Annotated in this window: 15 protein-coding genes and 1 pseudogene; 6 read left to right on the forward strand and 10 right to left on the reverse strand. The window is 50.4% G+C overall.

What is annotated here, in order from left to right:
• Nucleotides 1-73 precede the first annotated feature (73 nt).
• Nucleotides 74-1296 (reverse strand): annotated as a pseudogene (locus tag BWK47_RS00785) (FprA family A-type flavoprotein); the annotation flags it as partial.
• A gap of 380 nt (nucleotides 1297-1676) precedes the next feature.
• Here BWK47_RS00785 and ctpB point away from each other — a divergent pair.
• The gene (gene ctpB / locus BWK47_RS00790; protein WP_162327197.1) at nucleotides 1677-3065 is read left to right on the forward strand and encodes a carboxyl-terminal processing protease CtpB; all 1389 of its coding nucleotides are present in this window, start codon (nucleotides 1677-1679) and stop codon (nucleotides 3063-3065) included.
• 12 nt (nucleotides 3066-3077) lie between these two features.
• Here the strand turns inward: ctpB and BWK47_RS00795 are convergent, their stop codons facing one another.
• Nucleotides 3078-3710, reverse strand: coding sequence for an L-threonylcarbamoyladenylate synthase (locus BWK47_RS00795; protein ID WP_162327198.1), 633 nt, complete (start codon nucleotides 3708-3710; stop codon nucleotides 3078-3080).
• 5 nt (nucleotides 3711-3715) lie between these two features.
• Here BWK47_RS00795 and larC point away from each other — a divergent pair, with 5 nt between their 5' ends.
• Nucleotides 3716-4984: a nickel pincer cofactor biosynthesis protein LarC gene (larC, locus tag BWK47_RS00800; RefSeq protein WP_162327199.1), complete on the forward strand. Its 1269-nt coding sequence runs from the start codon at nucleotides 3716-3718 to the stop codon at nucleotides 4982-4984.
• A 98-nt stretch (nucleotides 4985-5082) separates the two neighbouring features.
• Here larC and BWK47_RS00805 read toward each other — a convergent pair whose 3' ends face one another.
• The 8 genes from BWK47_RS00805 to BWK47_RS00840 all read right to left on the reverse strand — a co-directional run bounded on the left by BWK47_RS00805 (nucleotide 5083) and on the right by BWK47_RS00840 (nucleotide 11244).
• Nucleotides 5083-6027 carry a F0F1 ATP synthase subunit gamma gene (locus tag BWK47_RS00805; protein WP_010871364.1) on the reverse strand — a complete coding sequence of 315 codons (945 nt, stop codon included), beginning with the start codon at nucleotides 6025-6027 and terminating at the stop codon, nucleotides 5083-5085.
• 130 nt (nucleotides 6028-6157) lie between these two features.
• Nucleotides 6158-7669, reverse strand: a complete 1512-nt coding sequence (gene atpA / locus BWK47_RS00810; RefSeq protein WP_162327200.1) for a F0F1 ATP synthase subunit alpha — start codon at nucleotides 7667-7669, stop codon at nucleotides 6158-6160.
• 61 nt (nucleotides 7670-7730) lie between these two features.
• A complete protein-coding gene (gene atpH / locus BWK47_RS00815; RefSeq protein WP_162327201.1) occupies nucleotides 7731-8288 on the reverse strand; it encodes an ATP synthase F1 subunit delta in 558 nt (185 codons plus the stop codon).
• A complete protein-coding gene (locus BWK47_RS00820; protein ID WP_162327202.1) occupies nucleotides 8288-8827 on the reverse strand; it encodes a F0F1 ATP synthase subunit B in 540 nt (179 codons plus the stop codon). Before BWK47_RS00820 ends, atpH begins: the two co-directional genes overlap by 1 nt.
• Nucleotides 8828-8852: 25 nt before the next feature.
• A complete protein-coding gene (locus tag BWK47_RS00825) occupies nucleotides 8853-9284 on the reverse strand; it encodes a F0F1 ATP synthase subunit B' (RefSeq protein ID WP_010871368.1) in 432 nt (143 codons plus the stop codon).
• Between the two features lie 116 nt (nucleotides 9285-9400).
• Nucleotides 9401-9646 (reverse strand): ATP synthase F0 subunit C, encoded by a 246-nt coding sequence (atpE, locus tag BWK47_RS00830; protein WP_010871369.1) that lies wholly within the window; start codon nucleotides 9644-9646, stop codon nucleotides 9401-9403.
• Between the two features lie 192 nt (nucleotides 9647-9838).
• A complete protein-coding gene (atpB, locus tag BWK47_RS00835; RefSeq protein ID WP_010871370.1) occupies nucleotides 9839-10669 on the reverse strand; it encodes a F0F1 ATP synthase subunit A in 831 nt (276 codons plus the stop codon).
• A 68-nt stretch (nucleotides 10670-10737) separates the two neighbouring features.
• Entirely contained in the window at nucleotides 10738-11244 is a 507-nt protein-coding gene (locus tag BWK47_RS00840; RefSeq protein ID WP_237269726.1) for an ATP synthase subunit I, read from the reverse strand.
• Between the two features lie 210 nt (nucleotides 11245-11454).
• Between BWK47_RS00840 and BWK47_RS00845 the strand changes: the two genes are divergently transcribed.
• The 4 genes from BWK47_RS00845 to BWK47_RS00860 all read left to right on the forward strand — a co-directional run bounded on the left by BWK47_RS00845 (nucleotide 11455) and on the right by BWK47_RS00860 (nucleotide 16450).
• Nucleotides 11455-12828 (forward strand): YcjF family protein, encoded by a 1374-nt coding sequence (locus tag BWK47_RS00845; protein ID WP_237269727.1) that lies wholly within the window; start codon nucleotides 11455-11457, stop codon nucleotides 12826-12828.
• A 45-nt stretch (nucleotides 12829-12873) separates the two neighbouring features.
• The gene (locus BWK47_RS00850; protein WP_162327203.1) at nucleotides 12874-14187 is read left to right on the forward strand and encodes a sensor histidine kinase; all 1314 of its coding nucleotides are present in this window, start codon (nucleotides 12874-12876) and stop codon (nucleotides 14185-14187) included.
• Nucleotides 14188-14236: 49 nt separating this feature from the next.
• The gene (locus BWK47_RS00855) at nucleotides 14237-15319 is read left to right on the forward strand and encodes a DUF4350 domain-containing protein (RefSeq protein WP_237269728.1); all 1083 of its coding nucleotides are present in this window, start codon (nucleotides 14237-14239) and stop codon (nucleotides 15317-15319) included.
• A gap of 186 nt (nucleotides 15320-15505) precedes the next feature.
• The gene (locus BWK47_RS00860; protein ID WP_162327205.1) at nucleotides 15506-16450 is read left to right on the forward strand and encodes an AAA family ATPase; all 945 of its coding nucleotides are present in this window, start codon (nucleotides 15506-15508) and stop codon (nucleotides 16448-16450) included.
• Nucleotides 16451-16525 lie beyond the last annotated feature (75 nt).

The following is a 16525-nucleotide window of genomic DNA, read 5'->3' on the forward strand; positions in this document are numbered from 1 at the left end:
CTCATAAACTCTCCTTGGTTAGGGTTTTTAGTTTAGAGCTTTCTCCCCTGTCCAGTTTTTGGGGGCCACCTCAGTACTGGCCCAGATCGGTACCCGCTTCACGGCAAAGCTGATCCGTGGCGGCCGTTGGTTCGGTCTTGAGCAAAATCGGCTCAAAGGCTTCTTGCAAACCTAATTCCTGGAAACGATTGCGGAGAGGATAAATGGGTTCATCCTGCCCCCCCCGGCTTCAAACAGACCAATCACTTGTTTAGGATGTACTGCAGCTAAAATGGTGCTCAATAAAGGGTCTAGGGCTGTTGAAGTGGAAGATTGGGGAGGCATACCAAGCACCAAGCCCGCCGCACATTGGGCCAGGGTACGGACCTCGTGGGTATCCGCCACACTTAGATCGACTAGTTCAATGGCCACACCGGTTTTACTGATGCCATCGGCAATGGTCTGCACCAGGCGATCGCTCACTCCATAGCCATCCACATAAAATAGGGCCACAAAGGTTTCAGCTTTGACCTGGTTTTGACTCCAGGCATCGTACTGTCCAAGCCAATGGGAAATGTGATGTTGCAATAGCGGCCCATGACCCGTTGCCACTAGACCAACCTGCAGCGGTGCAATGCGTTTTAATGCCATCAACACCGAGCGGGCATTGGGGCCCATCAAGCAGTTGTAATAATATTGGAAATCAGGTTCGAGTCGTTCTGGCGTTTCATCGAAAAGGGAATCATCGCAATAGTGCATGCCAAAAACGTCGCAGGTATAGAGCACCTGGGTACCTGAGTCATAGGTCAAAACTGTGTCGGGCCAATGTAAGTTTGGTGCTGAAATAAATTGCAACCCATGGCCCTGGCCCAAATCCAGGCTGTGGCCACTTTTGACGATCTGTGACTCAAAAGGTCTGTGTACAAGCTTTTCCAGGAATTGGATCGCTACTTTGGAGCCCACCACCGTCACCTGGGGCGCCAGTTCCAAGAGGTCTGGAATCAGTCCACTATGGTCTGGTTCTGTATGATTGACGATCAAATAGTCGAGACTTCTGAGATCAATTAAATCCTGCAACTGTTGTAAGTATACGGCTTCAAACTTGCGATGGGAAGTATCGATGAGGGCCGTTTTTTCCCCTCGGATTAAAAATGAGTTGTAGGTTGTGCCATGGCGTAACTCAAACTCAATATCAAAGCGATCCCGATCCCAGTCAAGGCAACGAATCGCTGTGGTGTGGGCTGCAATGTCCGCGGTTTGGATTGTTAAGCGGGGCTGGACAGCAGCAGATGTTGGAGAATCAATTAGGGTAACCATAGAAAACTTTGTGGTTTTTCAAGCAAGTTCGCTGCTGACTTCTATGGTGCTGTGGATACTGGATTCTGTAAAATGTCAATATCTAAATAAAAAAATTAGTTTTTCTTATAAATAAAGCTTTAATTAATCAGTCAACTTAATCTATCGAGAGGGCTCTATGGCTTGGGTTAATATCGGCGGAGCCCATTGAGGCCAGTGAATGGAAGATGCCTTTTTTGGTGGCTCCATCTTGCCCACGAACTAGATTTTTCTTGCTAGGATTGGGCTTAAATGGTTTAGTCGTCCGTTTTTGGGAAGGAATTTTGCCCTCCGCCATGCCAGTGGCCCATTGCATCGGACTTGACTATTTGTCTTCCTCCCTTTGACCTACCCTGCCTTCCATGAGTCCCCATTTGCTTCGTCTTCGTCCTTTGGTTGCCGCTTTAGTCTTCGCTCTGGGTTTGGGCACTGCCCTCAGACCAGCCCTCAGCGCTCCCAACGTGATCAACCCCGATACTCCTCCATTGGCGACTCCCAAGGACAAAGATAGTGGTGTATCCGATAACGTTACGCTGTTGGAAAATAGTCCCAAGGCAGTGGTGGATGAGGTATGGCAGTTAGTCAATCAGCAGTTTGTCGATAAGGACTTTAACCATTCCAACTGGTTATCTAAACGCCAGGAATTATTAGGGCGCAATTACCAGGATAATGCTGAGGCTTACCGACAAATTGGGCGCATATTGAAGGATTTGAATGACCCCTATACCCGTTTTCTGTCTCCGGAGGAATTTGCCATCCTCAGCAGTCAAACATCAGGGGAAGCTTCCGGGGTAGGAATCCGGGTGTTGATGGATAAACGTAGTAGTGATTTGGTGGTGGTGGATGTGATGCGGGGCACCCCGGCTTTGAAAGCAGGCATTCGCCCTGGCGATCGCATTGTGCGCATCAATGGCCAACCGGCGGCTTTGATGTCCTTGGAGCAAGCCACAGAGGCAATTCAAGGGGAGATTGGCACCGAATTGAGCCTGCAACTTTCCCGCCCCAAAAGCGGTGTTTTCAGTGTCACCCTCAAACGAGAAAATATCGAAATTGATTCTGTGACCTATAACGTCAAGGAAGAAGGGGAATTACGGGTGGGCTACATCCGCCTGGATGAATTTAGCTCCCATTCCGCTGAGCAGATGGAAAAGGCCATTACGGAACTCAATAAAAGTCGCATTAGCGGCTATGTGCTAGACCTACGGGGTAACCCAGGGGGCTTGTTACTTTCCAGCATTGACATTGCCCGTCTGTGGCTCAACCGGGGGGAGATCGTCAGTACTATTGACCGGCGGGGAGGCGATCGCCATTTTTCAGCCAACGGCAGAAGTCTCACGGATTTACCCTTAGTGGTGTTGGTTAATGAGCGGTCCGCCAGTGCCAGTGAAATTCTGGCCGGGGCATTGAAAGAACAGGGAAGGGCCACGGTGGTGGGTACTGCTACCTATGGGAAAGGTACGGTGCAATCGGTTAACACTTTGTCCGACGGCTCCGGTTTGGCGGTTACCATTGCTCGTTACTATCCCCCCAGTGGCACCGACATTAACCGTAAAGGCATCAGTCCCGACATTCATTTGGATATTTCCAACGATACCAAGCTACAGTTTCGTAACGACCCAGAATTAATGGCCACGGAGATTGATCCGCAGTATCAGCGGGCTATTAGTGTGTTGCGCCAACATCGCCATAGCCTGGGGCTGCCGCCGGCCAAAGACCTTGGCATAGGGTTATTGGAGCCCAGTCAACTTTAATCAAATTCCGCACTAAAACAAATCTCGCAGGGTTTCCCAACCCAGCCCTTCCCGCACCACTTTGGGTTCTTTGTCGGTGAAATCAATAATGCTGGAAGTTTGATAGCCCGGCTCCCGGTCATCGTCAATGATGATGTCCACCAATTTGTCAAATAGGTCAAACAGTTTCGCCTTTTCCGTCATAACAAACTCATCTTGATCCGGCAAATGGGCAGAGGTGGAGATGATCGGATTGCCCAAGCTTTGCAGAATTTCTTGGCAAATAGGGCGATCGGGCACCCTTATGCCGGTGGTTTTTCGCTTCGGCTCCACCACTAGCTTGGGCACTTGCTTGGTGGCCGGAAGAAGAAAAGTATAGGGTCCAGGTATTAACTTACGCATGAGTCGATAGGCATCGTCCGCCACCACTGCATATTCCGCAATGTTAGACAGGGACGAACACAAAAACGTTAACGGTTTATTATTGGAGAGTTGCTTCAGTTGTCTAACCCGTTGAACGGCATTTTTATCGTTGAGGTCACAACCGATGGCATAGACCGTGTCGGTGGGGTAAAGCATAATTGCCCCCTGGCGGAGACTTTTGCAAATCATTTCCACAGTGCGTTGTTGGGGGGTTTCGGGGTGAAGATTATAAAAGGTGGCCATTTTTTATGGGTTTGATTGCTTATTTTGACTGTCCCACAGGGATTTCTGGTGATATGTGCCTGGGGGCTTTGGTGTCGGCGGGGGTTCCCCTAGAATACCTGATGGAGAAACTGGCTCCGTTGGGTTTAACAGATCAATATCGCTTGACGGCGGGTCTGGTGCAAAAACAAGGTCAGGCCGCCACCAAGGTAGAAGTAAAACTCCTTAATGACCACCACTCCCACGGCCCTGGTCACCATGGAATGCGTCATCTACCAGAAATAGAACAGTTAATCAAACAGGCTAATTTACCTGCTCGGGTCAGTCGCTGGAGTTTGGCCATTTTCCATCAACTGGCGATCGCCGAAGGGGAAGTCCACGGCATTGAGCCAGAGGCAGTACATTTCCATGAAGTAGGGGCCACCGATGCCATTGTGGACATTGTGGGTACCTGTTTGGGGCTGGATTATCTAGGGATCGATCAATGTTACTGGTCTGCTTTGCCCACGGGCAGTGGTACGGTGCGGGCCGCCCATGGGGATTTACCGGTTCCAGTCCCGGCGGTATTAAAACTTTGGCAAACTCGCCAAGTACCAGTTTACGACAATGGTTTGACGGGGGAATTGGTTACTCCCACCGGAGCGGCGATCACCGTTACCCTAGCTAGCCAATTTGGCCCTAAACCCCCATTGAATCTGCACAAAGTCGGGCTGGGCGCAGGGAGTAAAGACTTCCCATTGGCCAATATTCTCCGGCTCTGGATCGGAACAGAAATTACGCCCCACAATCACCCCCTATCTTCGGAAGCTCCCTTTGGTCAACTGGAAACCATCACTGTACTAGAAACCCAATTGGATGACATCCAACCCCAGGCAGTGGGTTATCTGCTGGAAAGTTTGCTACACCAAGGGGCGATCGATGTTTTTACCCAGGCGATCGCCATGAAAAAATCCCGCCCTGGCATTTTACTCACTGTCCTCTGTGCGCCAGAAAATCAAAATCACTGCCTCAATTTACTGTTCCGGGAAACCACTAGCCTTGGTGTGCGGGTGCGCCAACAACAACGCTACGCCCTAGAGCGGGAATGGCAAACCGTAGTTATTTCCCATGGTCCCATCCGCATAAAAGTAGCCTACGGTTATCAAGCCGGTAAAAAAATTATTCTCAATGCCCACCCAGAATTTGCCGACTGTGCCGCCCTTGCTAAAGCCACCGGCCAACCCTGGCAGTTGATTCACCAACAGGCGATCGGCGCTTGGTCAAATCTCAACAAAGAATTGTCACCTGAATCTTAATATCAGTATGTCCGAAGCGTTAGAGGGGCATGAAGGCCCTGAAATAAAAAACTCCCGCTAGTTTAAGCAGGAGTGCAATGAAAAGATCACTAAATGGGTTAGAGGGAATTAGCCCCTGCTACCACTTCCAACAATTCTTGGGTAATGGCCGCCTGCCGGGCTTTGTTATAGGACAGGGTCAAAGTCCCGATCAACTGTCCAGCGTTGTCACTGGCATTACTCATGGCTGTCATTCGAGCCGCCAACTCACTGGCGGCGGATTCCTGCAAAGCCCGCAATAACTGGTTGGTGTTGTACAGGGGCAACAGCGCTTCCAGAATTTGCACTGGATCCTGTTCAAAAATCATATCTTGAGGAAAACTTTCCACCGGAGCTTCCACTTTTTCCCGTTCCACTTGGAATTTGCCACCCCTGGTAATCAGGCGGAAAATTTCATCATCGGGGGCTTCCAGTCCCTGGGGAGAGAGGGGAAACAGGGTTTGAACTACAGGTTGGGAGCTAATTAGGGAGACAAACCGAGTGTAAATTAATTCCACCCGATCCACCGTTTCAGATACGAATAGAGCCACTAGGGAATCGGCAATCTGAGCCGCTTCGGATGCGTTGGGAATTTGCTCCAAATTGGCATAGCTGGCGGCTACATCATAGTCCCGCCGGCCAAAATATTGCTTGGCTTTACTGCCCACCAGTACCAGCTTGACGGCAATGCCTTGGTTTTTTAATTCCTTGGCCCGTTGCTCAGCCCGCTTAATTGCGTTGACGTTATAACCACCGCACAAACCCCGATCGCCGGTGACCACCAGAAGGGCTACCGCTTTAGGTTCCCGCTGTTCAAACAAAGGTAATTCGGTTTCCGCAAAGGAAAGACGATTTTGTAGGTTATAAAGGACCTGGGCTAAAGCATCGGCAAAGGGACGGGTAGAAAGCACCTGTTCTTGGGCCCGGCGCACCTTAGCGGCCGCCACCAGGCGCATCGCTTCAGTAATTTTTTTTGTATTTTTGACCGACTGAATCCGGTCACGAATCGCTTTAAGGTTAGGCATAGGACGTTACACCCGTTAAATTTATCTTTTTTAATGTTCTGGAGCCTAAATATGAGTCCCTAAAACCAGGGGCGGGGAAAAGTCGAGCTTAGCCCTAGCCCTTTCCCCAACTCACCGACTTGGGCATTGATTAGGCGGCAAAACCTTGGGTGAATTCTTTGATCCCTTCTTTCAACAAAGTTTCTGCTTCGTCGGTCAAAGCTTTGGAGCTATTGATAATTTCTACGTACTTGGCTTTGTTGGCCTTGAGGTAATCCCGCAGACCCTGGGCAAATTCAGTCACTTTGTCCACAGGAATGGTGTCGATGTAACCATTTAAACCGGCATAGCTAATGGCCACCTGTTCCCACACGGACAAGGGGGAATTTTCTGGTTGCTTCAACAATTGACGTAACCGTTGACCCCGGGCTAATTGGGCTTGGGTGGCGGCATCCAAATCAGAGGCAAACTGGGAGAAGGCTTCCAACTCAGCAAACTGAGCTAGTTCCAGTTTCAATTTACCAGCCACTTTTTTCATGGCTTTGGTTTGGGCGGCGGAACCAACCCGGCTCACTGAAATACCAGCGTTAATAGCAGGACGGAAGCCAGCGTTGAAAAGGTCAGTGGAAAGGAAAATTTGACCATCGGTAATGGAAATTACGTTGGTGGGAATGTAGGCAGATACGTCTCCAGCCTGGGTTTCAATCACCGGTAGGGCGGTCATGCTACCACCGCCGAGGGCATCACTCAATTTGGCGGCCCGCTCCAACAAACGGGAGTGGATGTAGAACACATCACCGGGGTAAGCTTCCCGACCGGGGGGACGACGCATCAACAGGGACATCTGACGGTAAGCCTGGGCTTGCTTGGACAAATCGTCATAGATTACCAAGGTGCTCTTGCCTTGATACATAAAGTGTTCCGCCAAGGTGGCACCCGTGTAGGGGGCCAAATATTGCAGGGTGGCGGGATCGTTCGCGTTGGCGGCCACTACGATGGTGTAGGCCATGGCACCTTTTTCCGTCAGGGTGTCAATGATTTGAGCGACGGTGGAAGCTTTTTGACCGATCGCCACGTAAACACAAATTACGTCTTCGGACTTCTGGTTAATGATGGTGTCAATGGCGATCGCCGTTTTACCGGTCTTACGGTCCCCAATGATCAACTCCCGCTGACCCCGACCAATGGGAATCATCGCGTCGATGGCGGTAATACCAGTTTGCATGGGTTCACAAACGGATTTCCGCTCAATAATCCCAGGGGCAGGAGATTCCAACAGACGAGTGGCGGTGGAAGTGATGGGGCCTTTGCCGTCAATGGGACGACCGAGGGAATCCACCACCCGACCGATCATGGCATCACCAATGGGAATTTGGGCAATCTGACCAGTGGTTTTAACGGTACTGCCTTCTTGGATACCGAAGCCGTCCCCCATCAATACCGCACCGACGTTATCTTCTTCTAGGTTTAGGGCGATACCAATGGTGCCATCTTCAAACTCCAGCAGTTCCTGGGACATTACCTGCTCCAGGCCGTAAATCCGCGCCGTGCCATCCCCTACTTGGAGCACAGTGCCCACATTGGACACTTGCACACTCTGATCGTAGGACTCGATTTGCTGGCGGATAATACTGCTAATCTCGTCGGGTCTAATGCTTACCATAGTCTTAATTTTCCGTTGAAAAAGTGAATATAAAGCGTCGCTGGGCGACGAAAATTAACTGCTAGAGGGTGGCCCCGAGACTCAGACCAACCCGGCGGAGTTGACCCCGTAAACTGGAATCAAACACCTGGGAACCCACTTTGATGACAATGCCACCGAGGATGTCGCCGTCTACGTTGGTTTCTAGTTCCACCGCCTGGGCCCCGGTGAGTTGCTTAACTTTTTCCTTCACCTGATCCTTTTGGGCATCGGTGAGTTTGAGGGCGGAGGTGACTTCTGCCAAGACCGTATTGGTGAACTGCCGCAACAGGGCGAGGTACTGCTCACAAATGGCTTCGAGGAAAACAATCCGGCGTTTATCCACCAACAACATTAAGAAGTTGAGAAGATAGCCATTGCCCCCGTCCCCCAGCACGGAGCGGAGAACGGATTTTTTATCTTCGTCCTTGACTACGGGGCTAGAAAGCACCGCCGACAGATCGGGAGAATCTTGGAGCAGGGTCAACAGAGAGCGCAAGTTGTCCCCGAAAACTTCAGTCAAATTCTGCTGTTGGGCCAATCCCATCAACGCCTGGGCGTAGGGTTCAGCAATCTTACTACTGTATAAGGAACCTTTCATTAGCGACCTCCCAATTGGGCAATACTGCGTTCGATTAACCGATCCTGGGTGTCTTCATTCAGGCGATCGCGCAGGTCAGCTTCAGCCTTGGCCACAGCCTGTTCGGCAATACGACGCTTGAGTTCAGCTATCACCCGTTCCTGCTCAGCTCCCAAATCCTGGGCCGCTGTTTCCTGCATCCGTCGCAGATCCGCTTCCGTCTGGGTCGCAATTTCTTGTTTAGCCACCTCTGCCCGTTGCCCAGCTTCTTGGACAATGCGGGCCGCTTCGGCTTTGGCTTGGGCTAGCTTTTTCTCTTCCTCCGCTAAAATCTGAGCAGATTTACGTTGGCGAGTTTCCGCTTCTTCAATGGAATCAGCAATTTTTTGGCGGCGATCGCCAAGGATTTTACCCAAGGTTTTCGGCGCATAGTAAATAATAATTCCCAGCAAAATGGCCAGGTTAAAGAGGTTGGCTTCCAGAAAATCTAAATTGATTCCAAACCCCCCTTCCCCCGACTCATGGGCTTCGGCCGCTAGGATGAACAAGGTATTAAGCATAATGGCAACTAGGTCTATAGGGCACTTATTTAATCAATTCAGGGCCTAACAATTTGTGCAAAATCTGATTACTCAGGGCCGCCACCTCCTGTTCTAAAGAACTCAGAGCAGACTGCCGTTGGGCCTCAATTTCCTGCGCCGCCGTTTCCTTTTGCCGTTGGGATTCCCGTTGGGCCTCCGCAATCTTTTCCGCCGCCAAACGCCTAGCTTCAGCTTGGGCATCAGCGATCACAGCTTGTGACTGCCGACGGGCATCGGTAATCTGTTGCTCATACTCCTGGGTAATCGCCTTGGCCTTGGCTAACCGCTCCCGGGCATCCTCTTCATTGGTGCGAATGTAATCAGCCCGCTCATCCAAAACCTTATTCATTGGCTTGTAGAAAATAGCATTGAGCAGGAACGCGAGAACCACGAACTGCAATGCCATCAGGGGCAGGGTGGCATCAAAATCAAACATTGTTTTACAAAAACTAGGTCAGGGATTAGCGGAATAATCCCCACAAACCCAACGCATAGCGGATTGGCGGGGGGAGGAGACGCGATCAACTCACGTCTCGGGTTACGAATCCGTCCTTACGCAAAGGGGTTGGCGAACAACAATACGAGGGCAATAACCAGACCGTAAATTGTTAAGGATTCCATAAAAGCCAGGGTCAACAGCAAGGTACCCCGAATTTTTCCTTCAGCTTCAGGCTGGCGAGCAATACCAGAAACGGCTTGACCAGAGGCATTACCTTGACCAATACCAGGGCCGATCGCCCCTAAACCAACAGCAAGGGCAGCGGCAATGACAGAAGCAGCAGCAACGGTAGAATCCATAATTTTTTTCCTTTTAGCTAACAAAACGACAGTAAAGTTTAGGATTTTTGGAGTGAACTTTCGCCAGATTCAAAACATCTCTGGGAAAAGGGCAACTCCTGGGGTGAGCATTGGTCAAGGTAAGCATCGGCTAGGAGAGATCAACCGCAAGGGGTCAAACCACCATGGCCGCAAATATCTTACATCAGAGGGCTAATGCTCTTCACCTTCAGACTCGATCGCCTCATGGATATAGGCTCCGGCTAAAGTGGCAAACACCAAGGCCTGGATCGCACTGGTGAACAAACCCAATGCCATCAGGGGTAAAGGTACAAGTAAAGGGACCAGCAGTACAAGCACTGCCACCACCAACTCGTCCGCAAGGATGTTACCAAATAAACGGAAGCTCAGGGAAAGGGGCTTCGTGAAGTCTTCTAAAATCTTGATGGGTAAGAGGACGGGAATGGGTTGCACATAGTTGGCGAAATAGCCCAACCCCTTCTTACGGAGACCTGCATAGAAGTAGGCCAAGGAGGTAAGCAACGCCAGGGCAACAGTTGTATTGATATCATTGGTGGGGGCCGCCAATTCCGCTCCGTCGGGGATGTGAATTAGCTTCCAAGGCAATAGGGCCCCGGACCAGTTAGATACAAAAATAAACAGAAACAATGTGCCGATAAACGGTAACCAAGGACGGTATTCCTTTTCCCCCAATTGGTTCCGCGCCAGATCCCGGAGGAACTCCAACACGTATTCCATGAGGTTTTGGATGCCGCTGGGAACCCGTTGCACATTTCGCGTAGCCGCGAGGGAAGCAATTACCAGCAATAAAATGACAAACCAAGAGGTTGCAAATGTTTGCCCGTGTAATTTGAGGTTCCCAATTTCCCAATACCACTGCTGACCCACTTCCAGGGCAGCTAGAGGAAACAAATTTAAAACACTCAAACCAGCTAACATTGTTATTCGGTGAGATTGACGGGGTAAAGAGGAAAGCTGTTGGCCCTCAACAAACCTAAGCAACCAGGAGAGGCTCCCTTGCATAAACTAGGAGGTACTATCCTGGGGCCAAGCCAGTCCATAGCCCAGACCTTTCTTCAACCTCTCATCGTCTAATCCGCTGTGGGCGTAAACACGCTTTGCAGCATATAGAAAATGATCGCAGCTTTATAGGTTAGGAATCCCAGAAAAATAGGCAAAACCTCGAGGTTTTCCCTTTGGGTGGCAATGATGATCAGCCCAACAAAAACTGCTAAGCCTTTCACCCCAGCCCGCCCAGACTGGGCTCCGATCCTTTCCACATCTTTTGCCAATAGCTTGAGATATATCAACCCCACCAGTGCTCCGAGCAAATAATTTAAAGCTATATTGAGGGAATAGACCCAGACAACACAGACAAAAATTATCGCCGTAGCTACCAGGGTCCAGGTCAACAACTGCCGTTGCAACCGGTAAAAGTCAGCCATTCCGTTATCCACTACCGTTTCCGCTTCCATAAGCTTCGGGGCAGGGGCACTAGGAAAATTTTGACCCTCGGACGATGGAGTTGGCGGTGTCACACTCTGACTACTAGCAAGGTGAGAAATGGAGTTTGGGCAACGGTCTTCCTTGGTAATCAAGGACCACCTACCCTAAGCCAGAAGCGATCATATCACGCTGTCGCAACGGATTCTTAGTTTTTTGTTTTTTGCCTAGACCCCCGGCAAGGGCGGCAATCCCCCTGGCGATCGCCAAAGAAAATTGCCAAGATCACCCAGGTGGCTGATTCTGATCATTATCCAAGGCCTACCAGTTGCCCCTATCCCGTCTAGCGTTTTTTCCCAGCGGCTATGGTTCTTCCCCCCAATTCTCCCCAGCCCGAGGTCAACGAAGCCAAAAATCCAGACGAAATTAACCAGGAAATTATTACCCATCCCAATCCCTCCCTAGCTCCGTCCGAACAATCAGAGCAAACTTGGCCAATCCATACCTGGTGGCAAGGTACTCGTCAGCATTTCCAAAATCTCCTTCCCCTGGAATATTGGAAAAAAAAGCTTCTGGACCGCCTCTGGGTGAATGAAGCCGAAATTGCCGACATCTTGACCCAATTGCGCCGGGAATTACCCACCACGGAAGCCCTACTGATCGGTAAACCCCAATCCGGGAAAAGCTCCCTGGTGCGGGGATTAACTGGGGCCTCCGCCGCCATTGTCGGCCAGGGTTTCCAGCCCCATACCCAAAATACGGCCCGCTATGCCTATCCTTCCCCCGAACTTCCCCTATTAATTTTCACCGACACCGTTGGCTTAGGAGATTTGGGCCACGACACCCAATCCCTAATCGAGGAGCTCAAGGTGGAGTTGGCGGCCCCGGGGGAAGTTAATCCAGCGGCGAAAATTTTACTGCTCACCGTCAAAATTACCGATTTTGCCACCGACACTCTCCAGCAAATTATTCAGAATTTAAAAACTGCCTATCCGCAAATTCCCTGCCTGTTGGTGGTGACCTGTCTCCATGAAATTTATCCCCACCCAAGGGATGACCATCCGCCTTATCCCCCCGACCAACCAGAAATAGAACGGGCCTTTGCCGCCATTACCAGCAATTTTGCTCCCTGGGTTGACGGAGCCGTGATGGTGGATTTTACCAGGGAAGAAGATGGCTATAACCCTGAGTTCTATGGTCTAACGACCCTGCGCGATCACCTGGCGGAGAGATTACCTAAAGCGGAAGCCCAAACCCTCCATCAACTGTTGGATGGGGAAACAGGTAAGCGACTGGGCAATATTTACCGGGATGTGGCCCGCCGATATATTTTGGCCTTTTCTGTCATGGCAGGAACTCTGGCTGCAGTGCCTCTCCCCTTTGCAACGATGCCAGTGTTGACGGCGCTCCAAGTTTCCTTGGTGGGACTGCTGGGCAAACTGTATGGCCAAGTGTTAACCCCTTCTCAGGCAGGGGGAGTGGTCAGTGCCATTGCGGGGGGATTTTTGGCACAAGCAGTGGGGCGAGAACTGATCAAATTTGTGCCGGGATTTGGTTCCGTGGTGGCGGCATCCTGGGCGGCAGCCTATACCTGGTCTTTGGGGGAGGGAGCCTGCGTCTATTTTGGCGATTTGATGGGGGGGAAAAAACCAGATCCCCAAAAGATCCAAGCGGTGATGAGAAATGCTTTCCAAGAAGCCCAAAACCGATTTAAAAATTCCCCCAGTGGCCATAATTAGGTTAGGTTTTCCCAAGGCCACAAAAAATTGGAGCGATCACCATCCATGTTCAGATTTGTTCAGGGGCAGGCCCCCCATGCCCTGCACACTTTGGGAACGGGGGCGGCACTTAGTTGGTTTAAAAGTATTTGTCTGATTTTGGCGGATAACGAGATTCAGTGCCGTGTTTGGGCTAAGTTTAACGGGCAATCCCCCTGGCAAAAAGCGATCGCCGACTATAGTCAAACGGGGTTATTGAGCCATTTATATTGGTGTCGTTCCGGGGGGGAACCGGGGCCGGTGGCGGGATTGGGACTGAACCTAAAAACAACCATTAGTCCATTGCTTTTGGAAGTTGATACCCATTGGCAGGGGGAAAGTTTTTTTTGTTTTCTCAGTTCGGACATCAGCCTGTTAATTTTGCTGAATGAATCCCCAGAAAATCCCAAAGTGGTAAATATTTTGCAAAGCTTCTCCCCCCGGTTGATTGGACATTTTTTGAGTCAACTAAAGCAATTATTGGTGGTGGCGGACGATTTACCAGTGGATTTGTTCGCAACGGAAGAACTCCCCCCCAGCGCTGATTTAGATTTGGTTAACCAATTGGTGCAAGGGATGGGACCACCCCTTAGAAAAAGTACGGCCGATGATCCTAAGCCGTCAAATTACACGGCGATCGCCAACTCCTTCGGAATTAGTTTAATTCGAGAATTGGGTATTCCCCTGACCAATGCGAAAACAGCTTTACAATTGCTTGAATCTTTTCAACAAAAAAAGGAACTCCGCCAGCGATATTTAGACTTAATTAGGCAAAACTGCAATCGCCAAACAGATTTGATCACTGGCTTGCAGGACTTGTTGGAAATTGACGCCACTGCCCCCTCCCCGGAATCGGTGCCCATTGCCGATTGCATTAGGAGTGTAATCGGTATTTACCAACCCATTGCCGCTGAAAAATCAATCACCTTAAATTCCACTGTGGTGGAAAACTGTCCTCCGGTGGCCTGTTCTCGGACGGATTTGCAGACCATACTGCAAAGATTGCTGGAAAATGCTCTGCAATTCACTGACCCTGGGGGGCGGGTACAAATTAAAGCCTATCATCAGGGATTTCAGGTGGAAATTGTGGTGAATGATAATGGTTGTGGCATTGCCATGGCGGACATTCCCCATTTATTTGATTGTTTTTTCCGGGGTCAAAATACGTCCTCGGCAACCCAGGGAGCGGGGCTTGGTTTGACCATTGTCCATCGCCTAGTGGAACGTTGGAGCGGCAAAATTACTGTCCACAGTCGCCCCAAACAAGGTAGTAATTTCCACATTTTTTTGCCAGCTATGGTGGATAATTCCCTCGGCCACCGTTTTGTCCTCAGTAACTAGGTTTTACGCTCTGATGTCGTGATTTGTGGGTCTTGATCCGCCGTTGCCAATGTTGTTTAAATCCCGCCGTAATCTGGTTATTCTTCTGGCGATCGCCGTGGTGGCGGTGGCGGCGCTGCTATGGACTGGGCCGGGCCAGGCCGACCATCTGCAAGGGTCCACCTATAGTACTACTCCAGGGGGCTATGGGGCTTGGTGGCAATGGATGGAAAAAGCTGGAACTCCGGTGCAACGATGGCGCAAACCCGGAGACAAGTTAACGACCCTCTCTAGTCCGGCAACTTTGCTGAAAATTAACCCTAGGTCCATCCTCAACTTTTCTCCCTATGATGACGGTGGCAGTATTAACCCCAGCGAATCTGAATGGTTAGCCCAGGGTAATCGTTTGGTTTACCTGGGACGATGGGCGGAATTAACCGATGCTCCCTTTACCCAAACCTTAGTAACAGACCAGGGCCCCATACGCATTCAGGGAAGACGGCGATCGCCGCAGCAGGAAGGCAAAATATTAGCGGACAAATACGGCACCTTAATTTGGCGGCAACGGCAAGGCAAAGGAGAAATTATCTGGGTAGTACCTCCCTTTTTGGCGGCTAATGCTTTTCAGGATGAACCGGCTAACTTTGCCCTGCTCCAATCTTTGCTAACTGAAGGCCATAATCCCCTGTGGGTGGATGAATATTTACACGGCTATAAAGATGCAGAAACTCTCCAGCAGGAAGGGGTGGAATCGGTGTGGGCCTATCTGCAAAACACTCCCCTACTACTCATTTTTCTGCAATCCTTAGTGGTGGTGACACTCCTAGCTATTTTTGGGAATCGGCGTTTTGGCCAACCCCAAACTCCCCCTAGCCTGGCCAGTAACAATAACCAAGCCTATATCAATGCCCTCGCCCAGGTCTTGGAAAAAGGCGATCGCCCCCAATTTGTGGTGCAACAGTTGCTCCAAGCAGAAAGTCCCTCCCTAGAGAGACGATTAGGCAACCTACCCGCAGCCCAGGCCAAGGAGGCAATGGCGGGCTTGCTGACCAACCTTAGCCACCCAGACAAATTACCCAAAAATGAGCGTGACTTACGGGTATGGTTAAAACAATGGCAACAACTGCAAGCCCAACTGCCCCCCTCTAGCTAAAACCTGTTGGGCAATGGCCTCAAACCCAATGCGGTGGAGTGACTACCCATTATTGGGGCTGATTGAGTTAATGTTTTGCGTTTATTTCGGTGTTTTTAGGCATTAATTTAGGGCCTTTGCCAATAAAACCAGCTAAAAGTACCATTGTCATCAATTTTTCGATTTTTCTTTCCCTAGCCAAATCCTATGACCCGTCCTCTGTTTAACGAACTCCGTGGCCATTTGGAAACATTTTTGGTGGGTCAACCCCATCTCATCCAAGAATTACTGGTGGCCTTGTTGGCTGGTGGCCATGTGATCATTGAGGGGGTGCCAGGTACGGGCAAAACTCTGTTGGTGAAACTTCTAGCCCAGTCAATTCAATCCCAATTTAGACGGGTACAACTGACCCCAGATATGTTGCCCTCCGATATGGTGGGGGTAAATGTATTTGACTTCAACCAGCAAGCCTTTAGCCTCAAACAGGGCCCTGTATTTACGGAAATTTTGCTGGCGGATGAAATTAACCGCACTCCTCCCAAAACCCAGTCCGCCCTGCTGGAAGCGATGGAAGAGCAACAGGTGACCCTTGATGGTCAGACCCATGCCTTGCCGCCTTTATTCTGGGTGGTGGCCACCCAAAACCCCTTGGAGTTTGAAGGTACCTATCCCTTGCCGGAAGCCCAACTAGACCGCTTTTTATTTAAGTTGGTGGTGGACTATCCTCCCCAGGCAGCAGCGAAACAGATGTTGGTCAATTTTCAGCAGGGTTTCCACGGCCAACGGCAGGCCCTGGAGCAGTTAACTGCCATTGCCACCGTAGAGGATATTTTGGCCAGCCGGCGATCAGTGGAAGATATTGCGGTGGATGAAAAACTATTGGATTATCTCTTGGCCCTGGTGGAAAAAACCCGCTATCATCCCAATATTCTGATTGGAGCTTCCCCTAGGGCCTCCCTCCGTTGGTTGCAAGCCGCAAAGGCCGATGCTTGGCTTAATGGCCAGGAATATTTACTGCCGGATAATCTCAAAACCGTTGCTCCGCCGTTATTGCGCCACCGTTTAATTCTAAGGCCGGAAGCCCAGCTTGATGGCATTAGCATTGATGAAGTGATCACCGCCATTCTAGAGCAGACCCCGGTGCCCCGTTGACAAAGACAATGGCAAAGTTCCATGGCTAATCCCTCATTCGTTGACGACAAAAGAAGAAGTTTAGCCAAGACCCAA

This window comes from Synechocystis sp. CACIAM 05, from assembly GCF_010222815.1.
GTDB lineage: Bacteria > Cyanobacteriota > Cyanobacteriia > Cyanobacteriales > Microcystaceae > Synechocystis.